This window comes from Flavimaribacter sediminis, from assembly GCF_019492055.1.
In the GTDB taxonomy this organism is placed as follows: Bacteria; Pseudomonadota; Alphaproteobacteria; order Rhizobiales; family Rhizobiaceae; genus Flavimaribacter; species Flavimaribacter sediminis.
Genome location: NZ_JAICBX010000003.1, coordinates 613,840 through 629,086, shown reverse-complemented (window position 1 = coordinate 629,086; position 15,247 = coordinate 613,840). Strand labels below are relative to the sequence as shown.

12 protein-coding genes are annotated in these 15,247 nt (G+C 62.7%); 10 read left to right on the top strand and 2 right to left on the bottom strand.

The window, feature by feature from the left end; genetic code table 11:
* Positions 1-16: 16 nt before the first annotated feature.
* The 3 genes from K1W69_RS18635 to K1W69_RS18625 are packed head-to-tail and all read left to right on the top strand — an operon-like array spanning position 17 to position 3,856.
* Positions 17-325, top strand: coding sequence for a sarcosine oxidase subunit delta (locus K1W69_RS18635; RefSeq protein WP_220229920.1), 309 nt, complete (start codon positions 17-19; stop codon positions 323-325).
* Positions 322-3,309, top strand: coding sequence for a sarcosine oxidase subunit alpha (locus K1W69_RS18630; RefSeq protein ID WP_220229919.1), 2,988 nt, complete (start codon positions 322-324; stop codon positions 3,307-3,309). The genes K1W69_RS18635 and K1W69_RS18630 overlap by 4 nt, the downstream gene beginning before the upstream one ends.
* Positions 3,302-3,856, top strand: coding sequence for a sarcosine oxidase subunit gamma (locus tag K1W69_RS18625; RefSeq protein WP_220229918.1), 555 nt, complete (start codon positions 3,302-3,304; stop codon positions 3,854-3,856). Before K1W69_RS18630 ends, K1W69_RS18625 begins: the two co-directional genes overlap by 8 nt.
* Here the strand turns inward: K1W69_RS18625 and K1W69_RS18620 are convergent.
* Complete coding sequence (locus K1W69_RS18620) at positions 3,849-4,349, bottom strand: MaoC family dehydratase (protein ID WP_220229917.1); 501 nt, start codon at positions 4,347-4,349, stop codon at positions 3,849-3,851. The genes K1W69_RS18625 and K1W69_RS18620 overlap by 8 nt on opposite strands.
* 128 nt (positions 4,350-4,477) lie before the next feature.
* Positions 4,478-7,612 (bottom strand): autotransporter outer membrane beta-barrel domain-containing protein, encoded by a 3,135-nt coding sequence (locus tag K1W69_RS18615; protein WP_220229916.1) that lies wholly within the window; start codon positions 7,610-7,612, stop codon positions 4,478-4,480.
* 612 nt (positions 7,613-8,224) lie between these two features.
* On the opposite strand from K1W69_RS18615, the gene K1W69_RS18610 reads away from it, so the two are divergent.
* From K1W69_RS18610 to K1W69_RS18580, 7 genes are all read left to right on the top strand, one after another.
* Positions 8,225-8,965: a phosphoadenylyl-sulfate reductase gene (locus K1W69_RS18610; RefSeq protein WP_220229915.1), complete on the top strand. Its 741-nt coding sequence runs from the start codon at positions 8,225-8,227 to the stop codon at positions 8,963-8,965.
* Between the two features lie 12 nt (positions 8,966-8,977).
* On the top strand, positions 8,978-9,895 hold the full coding sequence (cysD, locus tag K1W69_RS18605) for a sulfate adenylyltransferase subunit CysD (RefSeq protein ID WP_220229914.1): 918 nt from the start codon (positions 8,978-8,980) through the stop codon (positions 9,893-9,895).
* A complete protein-coding gene (gene cysN / locus K1W69_RS18600; protein ID WP_220229913.1) occupies positions 9,895-11,367 on the top strand; it encodes a sulfate adenylyltransferase subunit CysN in 1,473 nt (490 codons plus the stop codon). The genes cysD and cysN overlap by 1 nt, the downstream gene beginning before the upstream one ends.
* 59 nt (positions 11,368-11,426) lie before the next feature.
* Positions 11,427-11,969 carry an NADPH-dependent FMN reductase gene (locus K1W69_RS18595; RefSeq protein WP_220229912.1) on the top strand — a complete coding sequence of 181 codons (543 nt, stop codon included), beginning with the start codon at positions 11,427-11,429 and terminating at the stop codon, positions 11,967-11,969.
* A gap of 152 nt (positions 11,970-12,121) precedes the next feature.
* The gene (locus tag K1W69_RS18590) at positions 12,122-13,447 is read left to right on the top strand and encodes an ABC transporter substrate-binding protein (RefSeq protein WP_258571179.1); all 1,326 of its coding nucleotides are present in this window, start codon (positions 12,122-12,124) and stop codon (positions 13,445-13,447) included.
* Between the two features lie 13 nt (positions 13,448-13,460).
* Positions 13,461-14,390: a carbohydrate ABC transporter permease gene (locus K1W69_RS18585; protein WP_258571178.1), complete on the top strand. Its 930-nt coding sequence runs from the start codon at positions 13,461-13,463 to the stop codon at positions 14,388-14,390.
* Complete coding sequence (locus K1W69_RS18580) at positions 14,387-15,244, top strand: carbohydrate ABC transporter permease (RefSeq protein ID WP_220229911.1); 858 nt, start codon at positions 14,387-14,389, stop codon at positions 15,242-15,244. The genes K1W69_RS18585 and K1W69_RS18580 overlap by 4 nt, the downstream gene beginning before the upstream one ends.
* The last annotated feature ends 3 nt before the right edge of the window (positions 15,245-15,247 follow it).

Here is a 15,247-nt window from a genome sequence, read left to right as displayed (position 1 = left end):
ATTCAGGGTCAAAGACATGCTTCTCATTTACTGCCCCTACTGCCAGGAAGAACGGCCCGAACTGGAGTTCGCCCATGCCGGCGAGGCGCATATCGCGCGCCCGACCAACATGGCCGATATCAGCGACGAGGAATTCGAGACATTCTTCTTCATCCGGTCCAATCCGAAGGGGCTGGCCTATGAGCGCTGGCGGCATGTCCACGGCTGTGGCTGCTTCTTCAACGCCGTGCGCGACACCGTGTCCGACAAGTTTCTTGCGACCTACAAGACCGGCGAACCGAAACCCGACATCGATTCTCTCACCAAAAAGGGAGACGGGAAATGAGCGGAGCCAACCGGATCGCGGGCGCAGGGCGGCTGACGCCCGCAAGAAAAGTCCGTTTCATGTTCGACGGCGAGATTTATACGGGCCTGGAAGGCGATACGCTCGCCTCGGCGCTTCTCGCCAACGGCGTGCACCTGATGGGCCGGTCCTTCAAGTATCACCGGCCGCGCGGGGTTCTGGGCGCCGGTTCTGAAGAGCCGAACGCGCTGATGGACATTTCTCGCGACAGCGCCCGTCGCCAGCCGAATGTCCGCGCCACCGTCCAGGAGGTTTTCGAAGGGATGCGGGCGGGATCGCAGAACCGCTGGCCGTCGCTCGCCTTCGACGTCGGCGCCGTCAACGACATGCTGTCCCCGATGTTCGCCGCGGGTTTCTACTACAAGACCTTCATGTGGCCGAAAGTCGCCTGGCAGAAGCTCTACGAGCCTTTCATCCGGGGCGCGGCTGGTCTCGGCGTTGCGCCTGACGAACCCGATCCGGACCACTATTCCAGCCGCTACGAGCATGTCGACGTTCTGGTGGTCGGCGCCGGCGTCGCCGGGCTCTCCGCCGCGCTCGCGGCGGCGATGAGCGGCGCCAGCGTGATCCTGTGCGACGAGCAGGCGGGAGCGGGCGGCGCGCTGCGTTATGACACGGACGTCACCATCGACGGCGACAACGGCTATGACTGGGCGCAGAATACGGCTGCGAAACTCACCGCCATGGACAATGTCCGGGTGCTGACGCGCACGACTGCCTTCGGGTACTACGCGCAGAATTTCGTGGCGCTGTGCGAACGGGTCACCGACCATCTCTCCGATCCGCATCCGGACCTGCCGCGCGAGCGGCTCTGGCAGGTGCGCGCCCAAAAGGTGGTTCTCGCCACAGGCGCCATCGAGCGTCATATGGTTTTCGCCGACAATGATCGCCCCGGCATCATGCTCGCCTCCGCCGCCCGCGCCTATCTCAACCATTATGGCGTGGCCGTCGGTTCAAAGGTCGGGGTCTACACGGCCAATGATTCAGCCTACGCCGCCGCGTTCGATCTGGCGCGCGCCGGCGTGTCCGTGCCGGCGATCGTCGATACGCGCGATGCTCCGGGCGAGGGACTGTTGTCCACGGCCGCCGATCTCGGCATTGACGTGATGACGGCAAGCGCCGTTGTTGGCGCAAAAGGCAGACGGCGCATTTCCTCGATGACCGTCGAAGGCGGCCGCGGCAAGACGCAGATACCGGTCGACGCGCTGATCACCTCCGCCGGCTGGACGCCCGCCGTCCATCTCTATTCCCAGTCCCGCGGCAAGGTGGTCTGGGATCCGGAGACGGAGCGCTTTCTGCCGGGCGACAATGTGCAGGCCTCGGTTTCCGTCGGCGGCTGCAACGGCGTGACCGGCCTGCAGGAAACGGTCGATGAAGCGATCGCGGCGGGTCGCAGCGCGGCCCTTGGCGCCGGCAAGTCGAAGCGGCTCTCGCTGCGCATCGAAGCCGCAGGCGCCATCGACTGGTCGGGCGGCATGTCGGGCAGCGCCCGGGGCGCCGGCGCCGACAGCACAGCGAAGACCTTCGTCGACTTCCAGAACGACGTGACGGCGAAGGATATCCGTCTCGCCGTGCGTGAGGGCATGCATTCCATCGAGCACGTCAAGCGCTTCACCACCAATGGAATGGCGTCCGATCAGGGCAAGACGTCGAACATCCATGGGCTGGCGATCGCGGCGGAATCCCTCGGCCGCCAGATGCCGGAGGTTGGCCTCACCACGTTCCGGCCGCCCTATACGCCGGTCACCTATGGCGCGATCGTCAATCACAGTCGCGGCAAGCTCTTCGATCCGGCCCGCAAGACCTTCAGCCATGCATGGTCGACGAAACAGGGCGCCGTTTTCGAGGATGTCGGCAACTGGAAACGCGCCTGGTATTTCCCGCGCGCCGGCGAGGACATGCACGCCGCCGTCAGCCGCGAATGCAAGACCGTGCGCGAGACGGCCGGCGTCTTCGACGCCTCGACCCTCGGCAAGATCGAGGTGGTGGGACCGGACGCGGCGAAGTTCCTCGATCTCATCTACACGAATGGCTGGCAGAAACTGGCGCCCGGCCGCTGCAAATACGGGATCATGCTGCGCGAGGACGGCTTCATCTATGATGACGGCGTCGTCGCCCGCATGGCGGAAGACCGCTTCCACGTGACCACGACGACCGGCGGCGCGCCGCGCGTTCTCAATCACATGGAAGACTATCTCCAGACGGAGTTTCCGGATCTCGACGTCTGGCTGACATCGACCACGGAACAGTGGGCGGTGATCGCGGTGCAGGGACCGAAGGCGCGCGACATCATTGCGCCGCTGGTCGAGGGGATCGATCTTTCGAACGACGCCATGCCGCATATGAGCGTGCGTGAAGGCAAGATTTGCGGCGCGCCGACGCGGCTGTTCCGCGTCTCCTTCACCGGCGAGCCGGGCTACGAAATCAACGTGCCGGCGCATTACGGACAGGCGGTGCTGGAAGCGGTCTGGAAGCAGGCCGAGCCGCTTGGCGCCTGCGCCTACGGCACTGAAACCATGCACGTGCTGCGCGCCGAAAAAGGCTTCATCATCGTCGGCCAGGACACCGATGGCACGGTGACGCCGCACGACGCCGGCCTCGGATGGGCGATCGCGAAGAGCAAGCCGGATTTTGTCGGGATCCGCGGCCTGAAACGGCCCGATCTCGTGGCGGGCGGACGCAAGCAGCTCGTCGGCCTCAAGACAAAAAATCCGGAGACGGTGCTGGAAGAGGGCGCGCAGATCGTGGCCGACCCGAACCAGCCGACGCCGATGACGATGCTCGGCCACGTCACGTCGTCCTACTGGTCTCCCAATTGCGGCCGCTCCATCGCCATGGCGCTGGTCGCCGGCGGACAGGATCGCATGGGCGACACATTATATGTTCCGATGCCGGATCGGACGATCGAAGTGGAAGTCACGGGCATGGTTTTCTTCGACGAGAAGGGGGAGCGCGTCAATGGTTGAGACCGCCGCAATGATCCTGCCCCATGAGGGCAACGCCGCCGGAACGGGCGTCGTCACGATAACGCCCGCCGCCTTCGCGAGCCGCCTTTCAATCCGGGCGCGCGCGGAAGCCGTCGCACCGCTGTCGCGGGCGCTCGGCGTGAAACTGCCTGACGCGCCGAAAACATCCGCCAAGTCGAGAAACGGCAAACGGACGGCACTGTGGCTCGGCCCGGACGAGTGGCTGGTGATCGATGAGGCGGGCGCCGACCTGATGGCGCCCTGCGCGAAGGTCAAGCAGCTTCACGCAGCCGTCGATATTTCCCACCGCAACGTGGCCCTGATCGTTTCGGGCAAGGGAGCTGAGGCCGCGCTCAAGGCCGGCTGTCCGCAGAACCTGTCGCTGGAAGCCTTTCCGGTCGGCGCCTGTTCGCGCACGATGCTCGGCAAGGTCGAGGTTGTTCTCGTGCGGGACGATGCGGAAACCTTCCGCGTGGAGCACTGGCGCTCCTTCTCCGACTATGTGTTCGGGTTTCTCGCAGAGGCGATCCGCGATCCGGTCATTTAGCGGCGTCGGCCCTGTTCGGGTGGTCCTTCGGATCGAACTGGCCGACGGTCAGCCAGTCGGCGGTCAGCGCCGGTTTCGGTTCGCCTTCGATCTCCACGACCACGCCGTAGCTCAGCATGATCATGTCGGCGGCCCGGTAGCGGGCCTCCTTCAGGGTGAAGCGACCGCGCACCCGCGCGCCGGATTTCACCGGCGCCATGAAACGGATCCGGTTGAAGCCGTAATTGATGCCCATCTTGCGCTCGCGAATTTCAGGCGTTCCGGTGTAGTTCATCGTCGACAGCAGCGAGAGCGACAGAAAACCATGGGCGATCGTGCCGCCGAACGGCGTTTCGGCCTTCGCCCGTTCCGGATCGACATGAATGAACTGGTGGTCGTGCGTGGCGTCCGCGAAGAGGTCGATCATGGTCTGATCGACAGTTATCCAGTCCGACACGCCCACTTCCGTCCCGATCAGATCTGGAAGATCGACGAGTGAGATTTTCTCCGGCATATGCAGTCCGCCTCCGAGCCTGTTGAGCCTGCGTCTCCATACAGACCCGCTCGCCCCATGGGAAGGGGATGCATCGCCACACTACAAGATTTGACAGGGCGCCGCTTTCCGGTTGCGGGCGACATTCTTCAGAAAGCGACTTTCACCCCTGCGGTAGCGTCCCAGGTGGCGATGCCGTTGTCGCTGTCGAAGGGCGCGCGGTAGCTGCCGTTGATCCAGCTGGACAGCGTCGTCGCCGGGCCCCCGAACTCGAGGCCGGCGCCAAGCTGGTAGCCGGAATTGTCGAAGCCCAGAGCCAGCGGCGTTCCGTTGATGTCGGCGACCGGGTCGTCGAGGAACTGGTGCACGAGGTCGGCCGTGGCGTAGACGAGAACCGGTATCGTCGAGCCGGACCCGATCAGGTCCATGCGCAGGCCGACGCGGCCCTCGAGACTGTCGGTGTTGGAAAAGCTCGTCGCTACGGCGGAGGAATCGATGAAGCCGTCGATCCCGATGTTCTGGTAGACAAGCTGCGCCTGCGGCGTCAGGCCGAAGCGGTCGGACAGCGCAATCCGCCAGCCTGCCTCGCCGGAGACGGAAACCCCGTCGGCGTTGGTCGAGCCGGTGGCGCCGTTGGCAGCGACGTCGAGATCGTAGCGGGTGTAGGTCGCGACCGTGTCGATGTAGAGGCCGTTGGCGGTTGCGTAGGTGAGGCCCAGACCACCGCCCCATCCGGTTGCGCTGGTGCTGCCGACCGTCAGGCCTGAGCTTGCGTCGGTGCTGTCCGTCGTGCTGCCGCCGTAATGCAGAAAGGCGGAGGAGATCAGCATGCTGTCGGCTTCGGAGACAAGGACGGCGTCGAAGCCGCCCTGCAACGCCCACAGGGTCTCCTCATAGGAGCCAGCGCCAAAGCCGCCCAGAAGCGAGCCGTCGGCGTCCGACCATGCGCCGAGCACGCGGGCCCAGGCGCCGTAGCGGGCGGCCGGTTCGGTTGCCTCAGGCGCAAGCGGCGCGTCGCTTCCCGGCAGGTCCGCATTGGCGGTGAAGCTGAAGCTTCCGGGCAAGTCCGGGCTGAAGCCCGTGCGCCCGCCAAGCCGCTCGGACAGGCTGCCGGTGATCTCCCGGCCGAAGTTCTGCAGGGCGTAAGGGATATAGGGCGCCGTAACACCTATTCCGGTCAGGCTGACCGCTTCCAGATACCAGGTGTCGGTTTCCAGGCCGAGGCCGTATTCGAAAGCGCCGGCCGTGACGGGCGCGGCCAGGTAGAAGTCTTCCGCGTCGGTCAGGCCCGCCACGGTGATCAGCGGAATACCGCCGCCGGGGCCGGTATAGCCGCCAGGTCCACCGGCGTTGTTGACGAGCACCGCCGTCGAACCGGCGCCGGTCACGTCGCCCTCGATGACGAGCAGGTCCGCCGGTGATCCGCTTGCGCCGAGATAGGCGTCCATGATCAACAGACCACCGTCGGAGTAATAGTCGCCGGAGATCGTCAGAACGTCGTTCGCGCCTTCCATTCCGGAGGCGAACAGGCTCGATCCGTCGGAAAGCGAAACGGCGCCCATATTGATCAGGTCGCCCATGAGGCTGGAGACGCCATATCCGCCGAACACGGCGCCGGCGCTGACGCTGAGAGACCCGCCCGTGTCCATCGCCACGACTGCGCCGTCGGCCAGGAACAGTCCGCCGCCTTCGACGACGCCTTCCTCGAACGGATCGGCGTTGACGCCGGTGAGGATGAAGCTCGACAGGCCTTCCTTTGTGAGCACGGGATCGAAGCCGAAGAAGACTTCGCCGGCCTCCTCGACATCGTCGCCGTCGTCGAGTTCGGCGAGATCGAAAAAGGCCTCGCCGCTGTCGCCGCCGAGAACGATCCTGTTGCGATCGTAGCCATTCCGGGCGTCGACGATGCCGTCAAAGCCGTAGCCGGGCATAAGCGTCACGCGGGAACTGGCCTCTCCGTCGCCGCCGACGCCGGTCAGGTCTCCAGCGACGCCGCCTGAACCAGTGACGAGGCCTGCTATCTCGACAAAGGCGTCGCCGGTCCCGGTGACGATCTGGACGCCGTTGACAGCGCCGCTGACATCGCCCATGGCCTGCAACATCACGTCGCCCGATCCTTCATTGACAAGGCTGATCGCCGTCGAGCCGTCTCCGGTCGCCATGACCGCGCCGTATGTGGTGACCAGGATCGTCCCGTCGCCGCCAGCCTGTGCGAGTATACCGGTCGTATCGAGCCCGTCCATGGTCAGATCGCCGTCGAGCAGGATCGTCGCGCTTCCGTTTTCTGTCTCTGCGCGCAGACCGAACAGTCCGTCTCCCGTCATTGAAACGAGGCCGGTCTGGCTGATCGTCACGTCGCCTTCCACCGAAGACGCCCAGACGCCGCCGACCTTGAAGCCGGTGGAATCGGAAATACCTGAAACTGTCATGGCAAGGTCGCCGGTCCTGGTCACCGTGACGTCGCCCTGCTCGGATGTCGCCATTATGCCCGTGGTATTAAAGCCGGTTGCTGTCAGAAGCCCCGTATGGGTGATCTGGACGTCGCCGGCCGTCGATCTTGCAACTATTTCTGGGGCGCCGTCGCCTGTCATACTGACGTCGCCGTCAATGACGATGTCCACGTCGTTTGCTGCGACAGCAAAGACGGAAGGGCCGCCGTTGCCGATCAAATCAATAGAACCGGTATGGTTCAGGGAGACGCTGCCCCCGCTCGAAACTCCTCCCAGATTCACAGCACCGTTACCAATTCTGGCGAGATCGCCGACCGTCGTTATGGTGATGTCTGAAGAGGCGGTTGCAAATATCAATGGAACTCCATCAGCGGAGGATTGTGATGCATCTCCCGTGTGGGTGATGCTGACCGACCCGTCTGCAGCGGTAGCGTATATCGCTCCTGAATTTTCCATGACGATGTCGCCGGTGTGGTTGACGGTCACGTCGCCGGAGACCGTCGATTGAGCTGTAATCGCCATGACGGCGCTGGTTGCACCGGAAATGACGAATGGTCCGCCGGGCCCGTCCGTCGTGTCGCTGATAATGGTGACGTCGCCTTCCGAGACGAAACTGATAACGGAGATTCCGGAACTCGCCACCAAATCGTCGGTTACGGAGTTCACATAGAGCGTGGTGACCGGGCCGGCGCCGTTGAAGAGGATAATTCCATCGGAGACGTCTCCCGTGCAGGTCACCGTCGCGCCGCCGTCGCTGACCTGATGGCAGGGGGCGTCCGGCGGCGTTGTCTGGGCGGCTGTCGGGCGGACATTCAGCGCGGTCGTCGCAAGCAAAGCAAAACCGAGCGTAAGCAGCGGTTTCGGCTGTATTGTTATAGGTTTGCGAGAACTTAGATAAGGACAAGAATCGATTTGCTTTTGCGGTGCAAAAGAACAGAAAAACTGCCACACTTGCTTTAACATATAAAGAATCCCCCGATTCTATTCATAGGTTAAAGATAAGCAGATATTATTGTTTTGGTCTATAAAAAAAGAAAAACCGGAATTACTGCATTTATATAAATATTGAATTATCATTATTCGATAATAGTTTTCTCAACTGTCGCCTGCAATATTTGTGTGCATATATTAATGGTTAAGGCGCTGTATCTGATACATATTAAGCTTTGGAGATCGGTAACGGATTTATTGTTTTATGTATAACTGTATTGCTGCGATGCTACTTTGGCGAGAGGCGTTCGGCGGGCAGGTTCAACCTCTTCGCGATGGGCTGCCAACAGGGAAAGATCAGGCGCCGCAGCGCGTAATGAAAAACGCATTTTCCGCCTTTTCGCCCGCGGGCGACAATTCTTTGTCGCAAGCAGCGCACATATAGAACCCGGTTGTTTCAACTGGAGCCAGAAGTGGTCCAGTCTTGGAGCCAACACAAACCGGAGTTCAAAGCCGATGCCATCCGGAACGAACATTCTACTGAAATCACCGATCGACGATCTGGGGGAACTGACGCTTATCGAGCGGATCCGCGTCATGACCATGGACAAGGTCAATCCCGTCTTCACCACAAGCCTCGGCATCGAGGACCAGGTGTTGACGGCAGCGCTTGCCGACGCCGCGCCGCAGGTGCGCATCGTCACGCTTCAGACAGGCCGCCTGTTTCCCGAGACGCTTGCGCTCATCGAGGAGACGGAAAAGCGATACGGTATCGAGATCGAGCGGTTTACGCCCGATCCGGAAAAGCTCGCAGCCTACATCGAACAGTATGGCGCAAACGGGTTCTACGAGAGCGTGGACGCCCGCCACGCCTGCTGCGGCGTGCGCAAGCTCGAGCCGCTGGGGCGCGCGCTTGAGGGCGCGGATCTGTGGATCACCGGCCTGCGCCGTCGGCAGTCGAATGCGCGCGCCGAGGTTCCGTTCATCGAATATGACGAGAACCGGAACCTGGAAAAGGCCAATCCGCTGGCGGACTGGAGCATCGAGGATGTTCGCAGCTTTGTATCAGGCAACCGCGTGCCGACCAATCCGCTGCACGAGCGCGGCTATCCCTCGATCGGCTGCGAACCATGCACGCGCGCAATCAAACCCGGCGAGGACGAACGCGCCGGACGCTGGTGGTGGGAAAACGACGAGAAACGCGAATGCGGCCTTCATGTCGACGACAGCCAGCCGGCGGCTTCCGCAATTCAATAATGGAACATCAGAATGACCGAGAAGAAACCGCCCCTTGATCCGAACCTCAAGGCGCTGGAAAGCGAAGCCATCCACATATTCAGGGAGGTCGCCGGCGAGTTCGAGCGGCCGGTCATGCTCTATTCGGTAGGCAAGGATTCTTCCGTGCTGCTGCACCTTGCGCGCAAGGCCTTCTATCCGGGACCGGTCCCGTTTCCGCTGCTGCATGTGGACACGGGCTGGAAGTTCGCCGAAATGATCGCCTTTCGCGACCGCATGGTCGCCGAATTCGATCTGGAGCTGGTGGCGCACACCAATCCGCGCGGCAGCCTGGAGAACGTGACGCCGTTCACGCACGGCTCATCCGTCTACACCAACATCATGAAGACCGAGGCGCTGCGCCAGGCGCTGGACGCCGGGCAGTATGACGCAGCTTTCGGCGGCGCGCGCCGCGACGAGGAAGCCTCGCGCGCCAAGGAGCGCATCTATTCCTTCCGCACGCCGGACCATCGCTGGGATCCGCGAAACCAGCGGCCGGAACTTTGGTCGATCTATAACGGCATGATCCGCAAGGGCGAAAGCGTGCGCGCCTTTCCGCTCTCCAACTGGACCGAGGTGGATATCTGGCGCTACATCCAGGCCGAGAACATCCCCATCGTGCCGCTCTATTTCGCCGCCGAACGGCCGGTCGTCGAACGCGACGGCATGCTGATCCTGGCGGAAGACAAGCGCCTGGAATTGCTGCCGGGCGAGGTCAAGCGCAGGGAGACGATCCGCTTCCGCACGCTCGGCTGTTTCCCGCTGACGGGCGCGATCCGCTCCGGCGCGACGACGCTTGACGAGATTATCGAGGAGCTGGAGACGGCGACCGTTTCCGAACGGCAGGGCCGCGCGATCGACCGCGACGAGGCCGGCTCCATGGAAAAGAAGAAACGCGAAGGGTATTTTTGATGTCAGCCACTGTTGAAACAGCCGTCCGCAGCCAGGTCGAGACGGACGCAGCGATCCGCAACGCGCGGCCGCTGCGGCTGATCACCTGCGGCAGCGTCGACGACGGAAAGTCGACCCTGATCGGGCGCCTGCTCTGGGACACCAAGGCGGTCAAGGAAGACCAGGCCGCCGCGCTGAAAGGGCAAAAGAGCATCCAGCAGAACGAACTGGGTCTGCCGGATTTCGCGCTGTTGCTCGACGGCTTGCAGGCCGAACGCGAGCAGGGGATTACGATCGACGTCGCCTACCGCTATTTCTCGACCGACAAGCGTTCCTTCATCGTCGCCGACACGCCTGGCCACGAGCAGTATACGCGCAACATGGCGACCGGTGCGTCGACAGCCGATCTCGCCGTGTTGCTTGTCGACGCGCGCGCCGGCCTTCTCGAACAGACCCGCCGCCATGCGACGATCGCGTCGCTGATGGGCATTCGCCAGTTCGTGCTCGCGGTCAACAAGATCGACCTCGTCGACTATGACCGGTCGATATTTGAACATATCTCGACGGAGTTCCGGCAACTGGCGCTGTCGCTCGGCGTCACCAACGTGACGCCGATTCCCGTTTCGGCCCTGCTCGGAGAAAACGTCGTCCATTCCGGACATCAATCGATGCCCTGGTATTCAGGGCCGCCGCTCATCGAGGCGCTGGAGCTCGCTACGCAAAGAACGGCGCAGGCCGTCGGTTTTCGACTTCCCGTCCAGCGCGTGAGCCGTCCGAACGAGAGCTTCCGCGGCTATCAGGGCACGGTCGCCGGCGGATCGGTGAAGCCCGGCGACAGCGTCGTCATCCTGCCGTCCGGCACGGTCGCCAATGTTCGGCAGATCGTGACATTCGATCTGGTGCGCAACGCGGCGGTCGCCGGCGACGCCATCACGCTGGTGCTCGACCGGCCGGTGGACGTGGCGCGCGGCGACATGATCGCCTCGGTCGACGCGGCGCCGGTGTCGGGTCTTGCCTTCGACGCGAAGCTCGTCGCGTTGTCGGAAGACGCGATCGCGCCGGGCAAGCGCTACTGGCTGAAATCCTCCAGCCGCCGCCAGCGCGTGCGCGTCGAGCCGCAATCGGTGCTCGATCTCAAATCGGGGCAGTGGAGCGAGGCGGAGAGCCTGCCGCTGAACGCGATCGGCAAGGTGCATCTGGCCTTCGACGAGACGGCGATTTTCGATCCCTACGAGGCCAATCGCGAAACCGGCGCCTTCATCCTGATCGACCCCGACACCAACAACACGGTCGCCGGCGGCATGATCACGGCCAAGAGCGGACGGATCGACGGGATTGGTTCAGGCGCAAAGGACCGCGTTCTCATCAGCCTGCCGGCTGATATCGCCGACGAGCTGCTCGCCAGCGAAGCCTTCGCGACCCTGCGCGACCAGATCGAGATTCGCCGCGTCAGCGCGCAGGAAGCGCGCTCGGTTCTGGACCCGATCGACTGAATCATCCCTACTGGCCGTCTTGCGCCCGCAGCGCAAGGCGGGCGGTGAGGATGCGGTTCATGAAAGTTCTGGCGATTTCCGGCAGTCTTCGCAGCGACTCGACCAACACGGCGTTGCTGGAGGCGATCTCCCGCGCCGCGCCCGAAAGCGTCGAGATCCGCCTTTTTCGCGAGATGGGCGATCTGCCGATCTTTTCACCTGACCTTGAGACGCCGCAACCGCCGGATTCGGTCCGGCGTTTTATCGAGGCAGTGGACTGCGCTGACGGGCTGATCATCTCAAGTCCTGAATATGCGCGGGCCATTCCCGGCGGCCTGAAGAACGCCATCGACTGGCTCGTCTCGGGCGAAGCGGTGATCGGCAAGCCGATCGCGCTTGCCCATGCCTCTCATCGCGGAGACGACATGCTTGCCTCGCTACGGGCGGTTCTGGGTACCGTCTCCTCGCGGTTCAACGCGGATATCTTCCTGAGGCGACCGCTGATGGCGAAATCGCCCGGCGAGATAGAAGCCGAACTGTCCCGCCCGCAAAGCGTCGAAGCGCTCCGTGACTTCGTCGAACGCTTCTCCGCTTTCGTGGAATCATCTCAAGGCGAGATGTAAAACAGCGATTTTTCAATTCCTTAAACGAACAGACCTGTCTTCGGAGTGGGTTTTGCGCCGACCCGAAGCCCCGTTTGTTTCGATAAGCTATTGCATAGAATGTATTCTATAGAATATAGAATTTACCATTCATCATAAGGGAGGATGAAATCATGAAAATTCGCATCCACGAATTACTGGCAGGCGCGGCGCTGGCCGGCGCTCTGTCATTTGGCCTGTCGGCCCATGCCGAAGGCCTCGGTACGCCAGACGATCCGGTCGAGATCCACATGCTCGCCAATGAGGCCTTTGCAAACCAGTGGCAGCAGAACATGGTGCCCGAATTCAACAAGGCCTATCCGAACATCAAGGTGGTGATCGACGGCGTGCCCTATTCCGAGCTTCTGGCCAAGAGCCTGCTCGATGCGACCGGTCCCGATCCGCGCTACGACATCCTCATTGCCGACGATCCCTGGGTTCCGCAGCTTGCGGAAGCGGGTGTGCTTCTGGACCTGAAGGGCGACGAAGTGGCCGGCTGGACGGCCGATGACTATGAATGGGACGACTTCTACGCCGCTCCTCTCGCGGCCTCCGAATGGAAGGACGTGCAGTATGGCGTGCCGCTGCGGTCGAATCTTCTCCTGATGTTCGTCAACAAGTCGATCTACGAGGCTGCGGACCTTCCCGCGCCCACGCCGGAACTGACGTGGGAAGACTATCTCGAACAGGCGCCTAAGCTTGTCATGGACCGCGACGGAAACGGCCAGGCCGATACCTGGGCGATCGACACCTATTTCACCCGCGATGCGCTGACGCCGACGATCTGGCAGACCATCATGAATTCCAACGGAGGCAAGCTGCTGACCGATGACGGCAAGGCTGCCTTCAACGACGAAACCGGCGTCGAGGCGCTGAAGACACATATCAAATTGCTCGATTTCGCACCGCCCGGCGCCGTCAGTCATGGCTTCAACGAATCGCTCCAGGCGTTCCGCCAGGGCCAGACCGCCACGATGTTCATGTGGGGAAGCGTGTTCAAGGGAACCGCAGTCAGCCCGGAAACCACGACGTTGACGCCAGATGAAGTCGGCATTCAGATCATGCCGGTCGGCAGCAAGACCGGCGGCGCCCATCGCGGCATCTGGAGCGGCACGATCAACAACAAGAGCGAGAACAGGCAGGCGGCCTGGGCGCTGCTGGAATGGCTGAGCTCGAAGGAGGGCGAACAGTGGCACGCCAATACGCTCGGCGTCTTCCCCGCCCGCAAGTCGACGCTCGACAGCACGCCGGACAGCGAGTGGATGGCGCCGGTCTTCGTGGCGCTGAAGAACGGTTACAGCGTCGCCGGCGAAGGCGGAATGTGGCGGCCGCGTACGCCTAAATCTGACGCCGTCCAGCAGGTTCTGGCAGATGAAGTCGCGCGCGCCATTGCCGGCCAGATCACGCCCGAAGAAGCACTCGACACGGCCGCCGATCGGGTCAACGATGTCCTGAACTGACAGGACCGCTCGAATGGCAGTCGAAACCGCAATGAAGGGCGCGCGGAAAGCGCGCCCTCGCAAGACTGTACCGATGATCGACTGGCTCACGCGCTGGAGCTTCATGATGCCGGCGATCGTCATACTGCTCGCCGTGCTCGCCTATCCGATCCTCTATACGCTCGAGATCAGCTTTTCCTCGCTCGATCTCGGCAGCTTCACCGCGAATGAGTGGGTCGGCTGGGAGAATTACGGCGACGTGCTCAAGGACCGCGGGTTCTGGAACGCGATGAAGGTGACCGGCATCTATCTCGCCTGGGCCATGCCCATCCAGATGATCCTCGGCTTCGGCATCGCCTATCTAATCAACGCCGAATGGAAGGGACGCGGCGTCGTGCGGGCCCTGTTTCTCATCCCCATGGTCGTGGCGCCGGTAGTCGCCGGCGGCATCTGGCGCATGATGCTCGATCCGCTTTGGGGGCTGGTCAACTACCTGCTCGGACTTCTCGGACTCGGCAATCCCGACTGGCTCGGAAATCCGACGCTTGCCATGGCTACTCTCGTCATCATCGACACCTGGCGCTGGACGCCCTTCGTGGTCCTCATCGCCACGGCTGCGCTGATGGCCTTGCCGAAGGACGTCTTCGAGGCCGCCGACATCGACGGCGCGAACTGGTGGACCAAGCTCTGGTCGATCACCGTTCCGCTGCTCGTCCCGATCATCGCGGCGACCTTCGTTGTGCGCTGGCTCGGTGCGGTCAAGATGTTCGACATCGCCCTTGCGGCCACCCGGGGCGGGCCGGGCGACGCGACCAACGTGATCAATCTCTACATCTACGAACAGGCGTTCCGGTCGCTTCGGTTTGCCGAAAGCGCCGCCATGGCCGTCATCGTGCTGGTGATGACCATGATGCTCACCGGTCTCTTCCTGATCGGCACCCGCAAGCTGGAGGACAACTATTGACCGCCGCGACGCTCCCCGGTTACCGCAAGCGCAAGCGGGTCGGCCGCCAGGTCCGGATATGGGCCGGTGTCGCTCTTTGCGTCCTGTTCCTTTTTCCGGTCTTCTGGATGGTCCTGTCGTCCTTCAAGCTGCCGCGGGATATCTTCACAACGCCTCCGGTGCTGTTCTTCGATCCGACGCTCGAAACCTATATCAGCTACATGCAGCGGGCCGACATCAGCCGGCGGATGGTCAATACGGTGACCGTCGCCACCGGATCGGGTCTGCTGTCGATCGTTGCCGGTGCGATGGCCGGCTATGCGCTGGCGCGCATCCGCATCAAGGGGGCCGCGACCCTGGGGGTCCTCATCCTGATGTCGCGTGGCGTGCCGCCGATCGCGCTCGCCGTTCCGATGTTCCTCGTCGCACGCAAGTTGGGGCTCACGGACAAGCACATCACGCTGATCCTGGCCTATTGCACCTTCCTTATTCCGTACGTGATGTGGCTGATGCGCGGTTTCTTCAAGGGGCTGCCGAAAGAGCTGGAGGAGGCGGCCCTTCTCGACGGCTGCTCCCGCTACGGAGCCTTCTTCAAGATCATCGTGCCGATCTCGCTGCCGGGTCTTCTATCGACGCTGATCTTCAGCGTGATCCTGGCCTGGGAGGAACTCCTCTTCGCGCTGGTGCTCACCAACCGCAATGCCTCGACCATTCCGGTCGCCATTGCCGGCATCGCAGGCGACACGGTAAACGGCGCGAACTGGGGGGCGCTGACAGCTGTCGGAACCCTGACAGTGGTTCCCGTCGTCATATTCGCACTTCTCGTCCAGAAATGGTTGATCAAGGGTCTCGCCGAAGGCGCTACGAAAGGCTGAACG

Bases quoted from the DNA above. Each gene is read 5' to 3' on its own strand.
- K1W69_RS18635 (WP_220229920.1), top strand. From the start codon at position 17: ATGCTTCTCATTTACTGCCCCTACTGCCAGGAAGAACGGCCCGAACTG.
- K1W69_RS18630 (WP_220229919.1), top strand. From the start codon at position 322: ATGAGCGGAGCCAACCGGATCGCGGGCGCAGGGCGGCTGACGCCCGCA.
- K1W69_RS18625 (WP_220229918.1), top strand. From the start codon at position 3,302: ATGGTTGAGACCGCCGCAATGATCCTGCCCCATGAGGGCAACGCCGCC.
- K1W69_RS18620 (WP_220229917.1), bottom strand. From the start codon at position 4,349: ATGCCGGAGAAAATCTCACTCGTCGATCTTCCAGATCTGATCGGGACG.
- K1W69_RS18610 (WP_220229915.1), top strand. From the start codon at position 8,225: ATGCCATCCGGAACGAACATTCTACTGAAATCACCGATCGACGATCTG.
- cysD (WP_220229914.1), top strand. From the start codon at position 8,978: ATGACCGAGAAGAAACCGCCCCTTGATCCGAACCTCAAGGCGCTGGAA.
- cysN (WP_220229913.1), top strand. From the start codon at position 9,895: ATGTCAGCCACTGTTGAAACAGCCGTCCGCAGCCAGGTCGAGACGGAC.
- K1W69_RS18595 (WP_220229912.1), top strand. From the start codon at position 11,427: ATGAAAGTTCTGGCGATTTCCGGCAGTCTTCGCAGCGACTCGACCAAC.
- K1W69_RS18590 (WP_258571179.1), top strand. From the start codon at position 12,122: ATGAAAATTCGCATCCACGAATTACTGGCAGGCGCGGCGCTGGCCGGC.
- K1W69_RS18585 (WP_258571178.1), top strand. From the start codon at position 13,461: ATGGCAGTCGAAACCGCAATGAAGGGCGCGCGGAAAGCGCGCCCTCGC.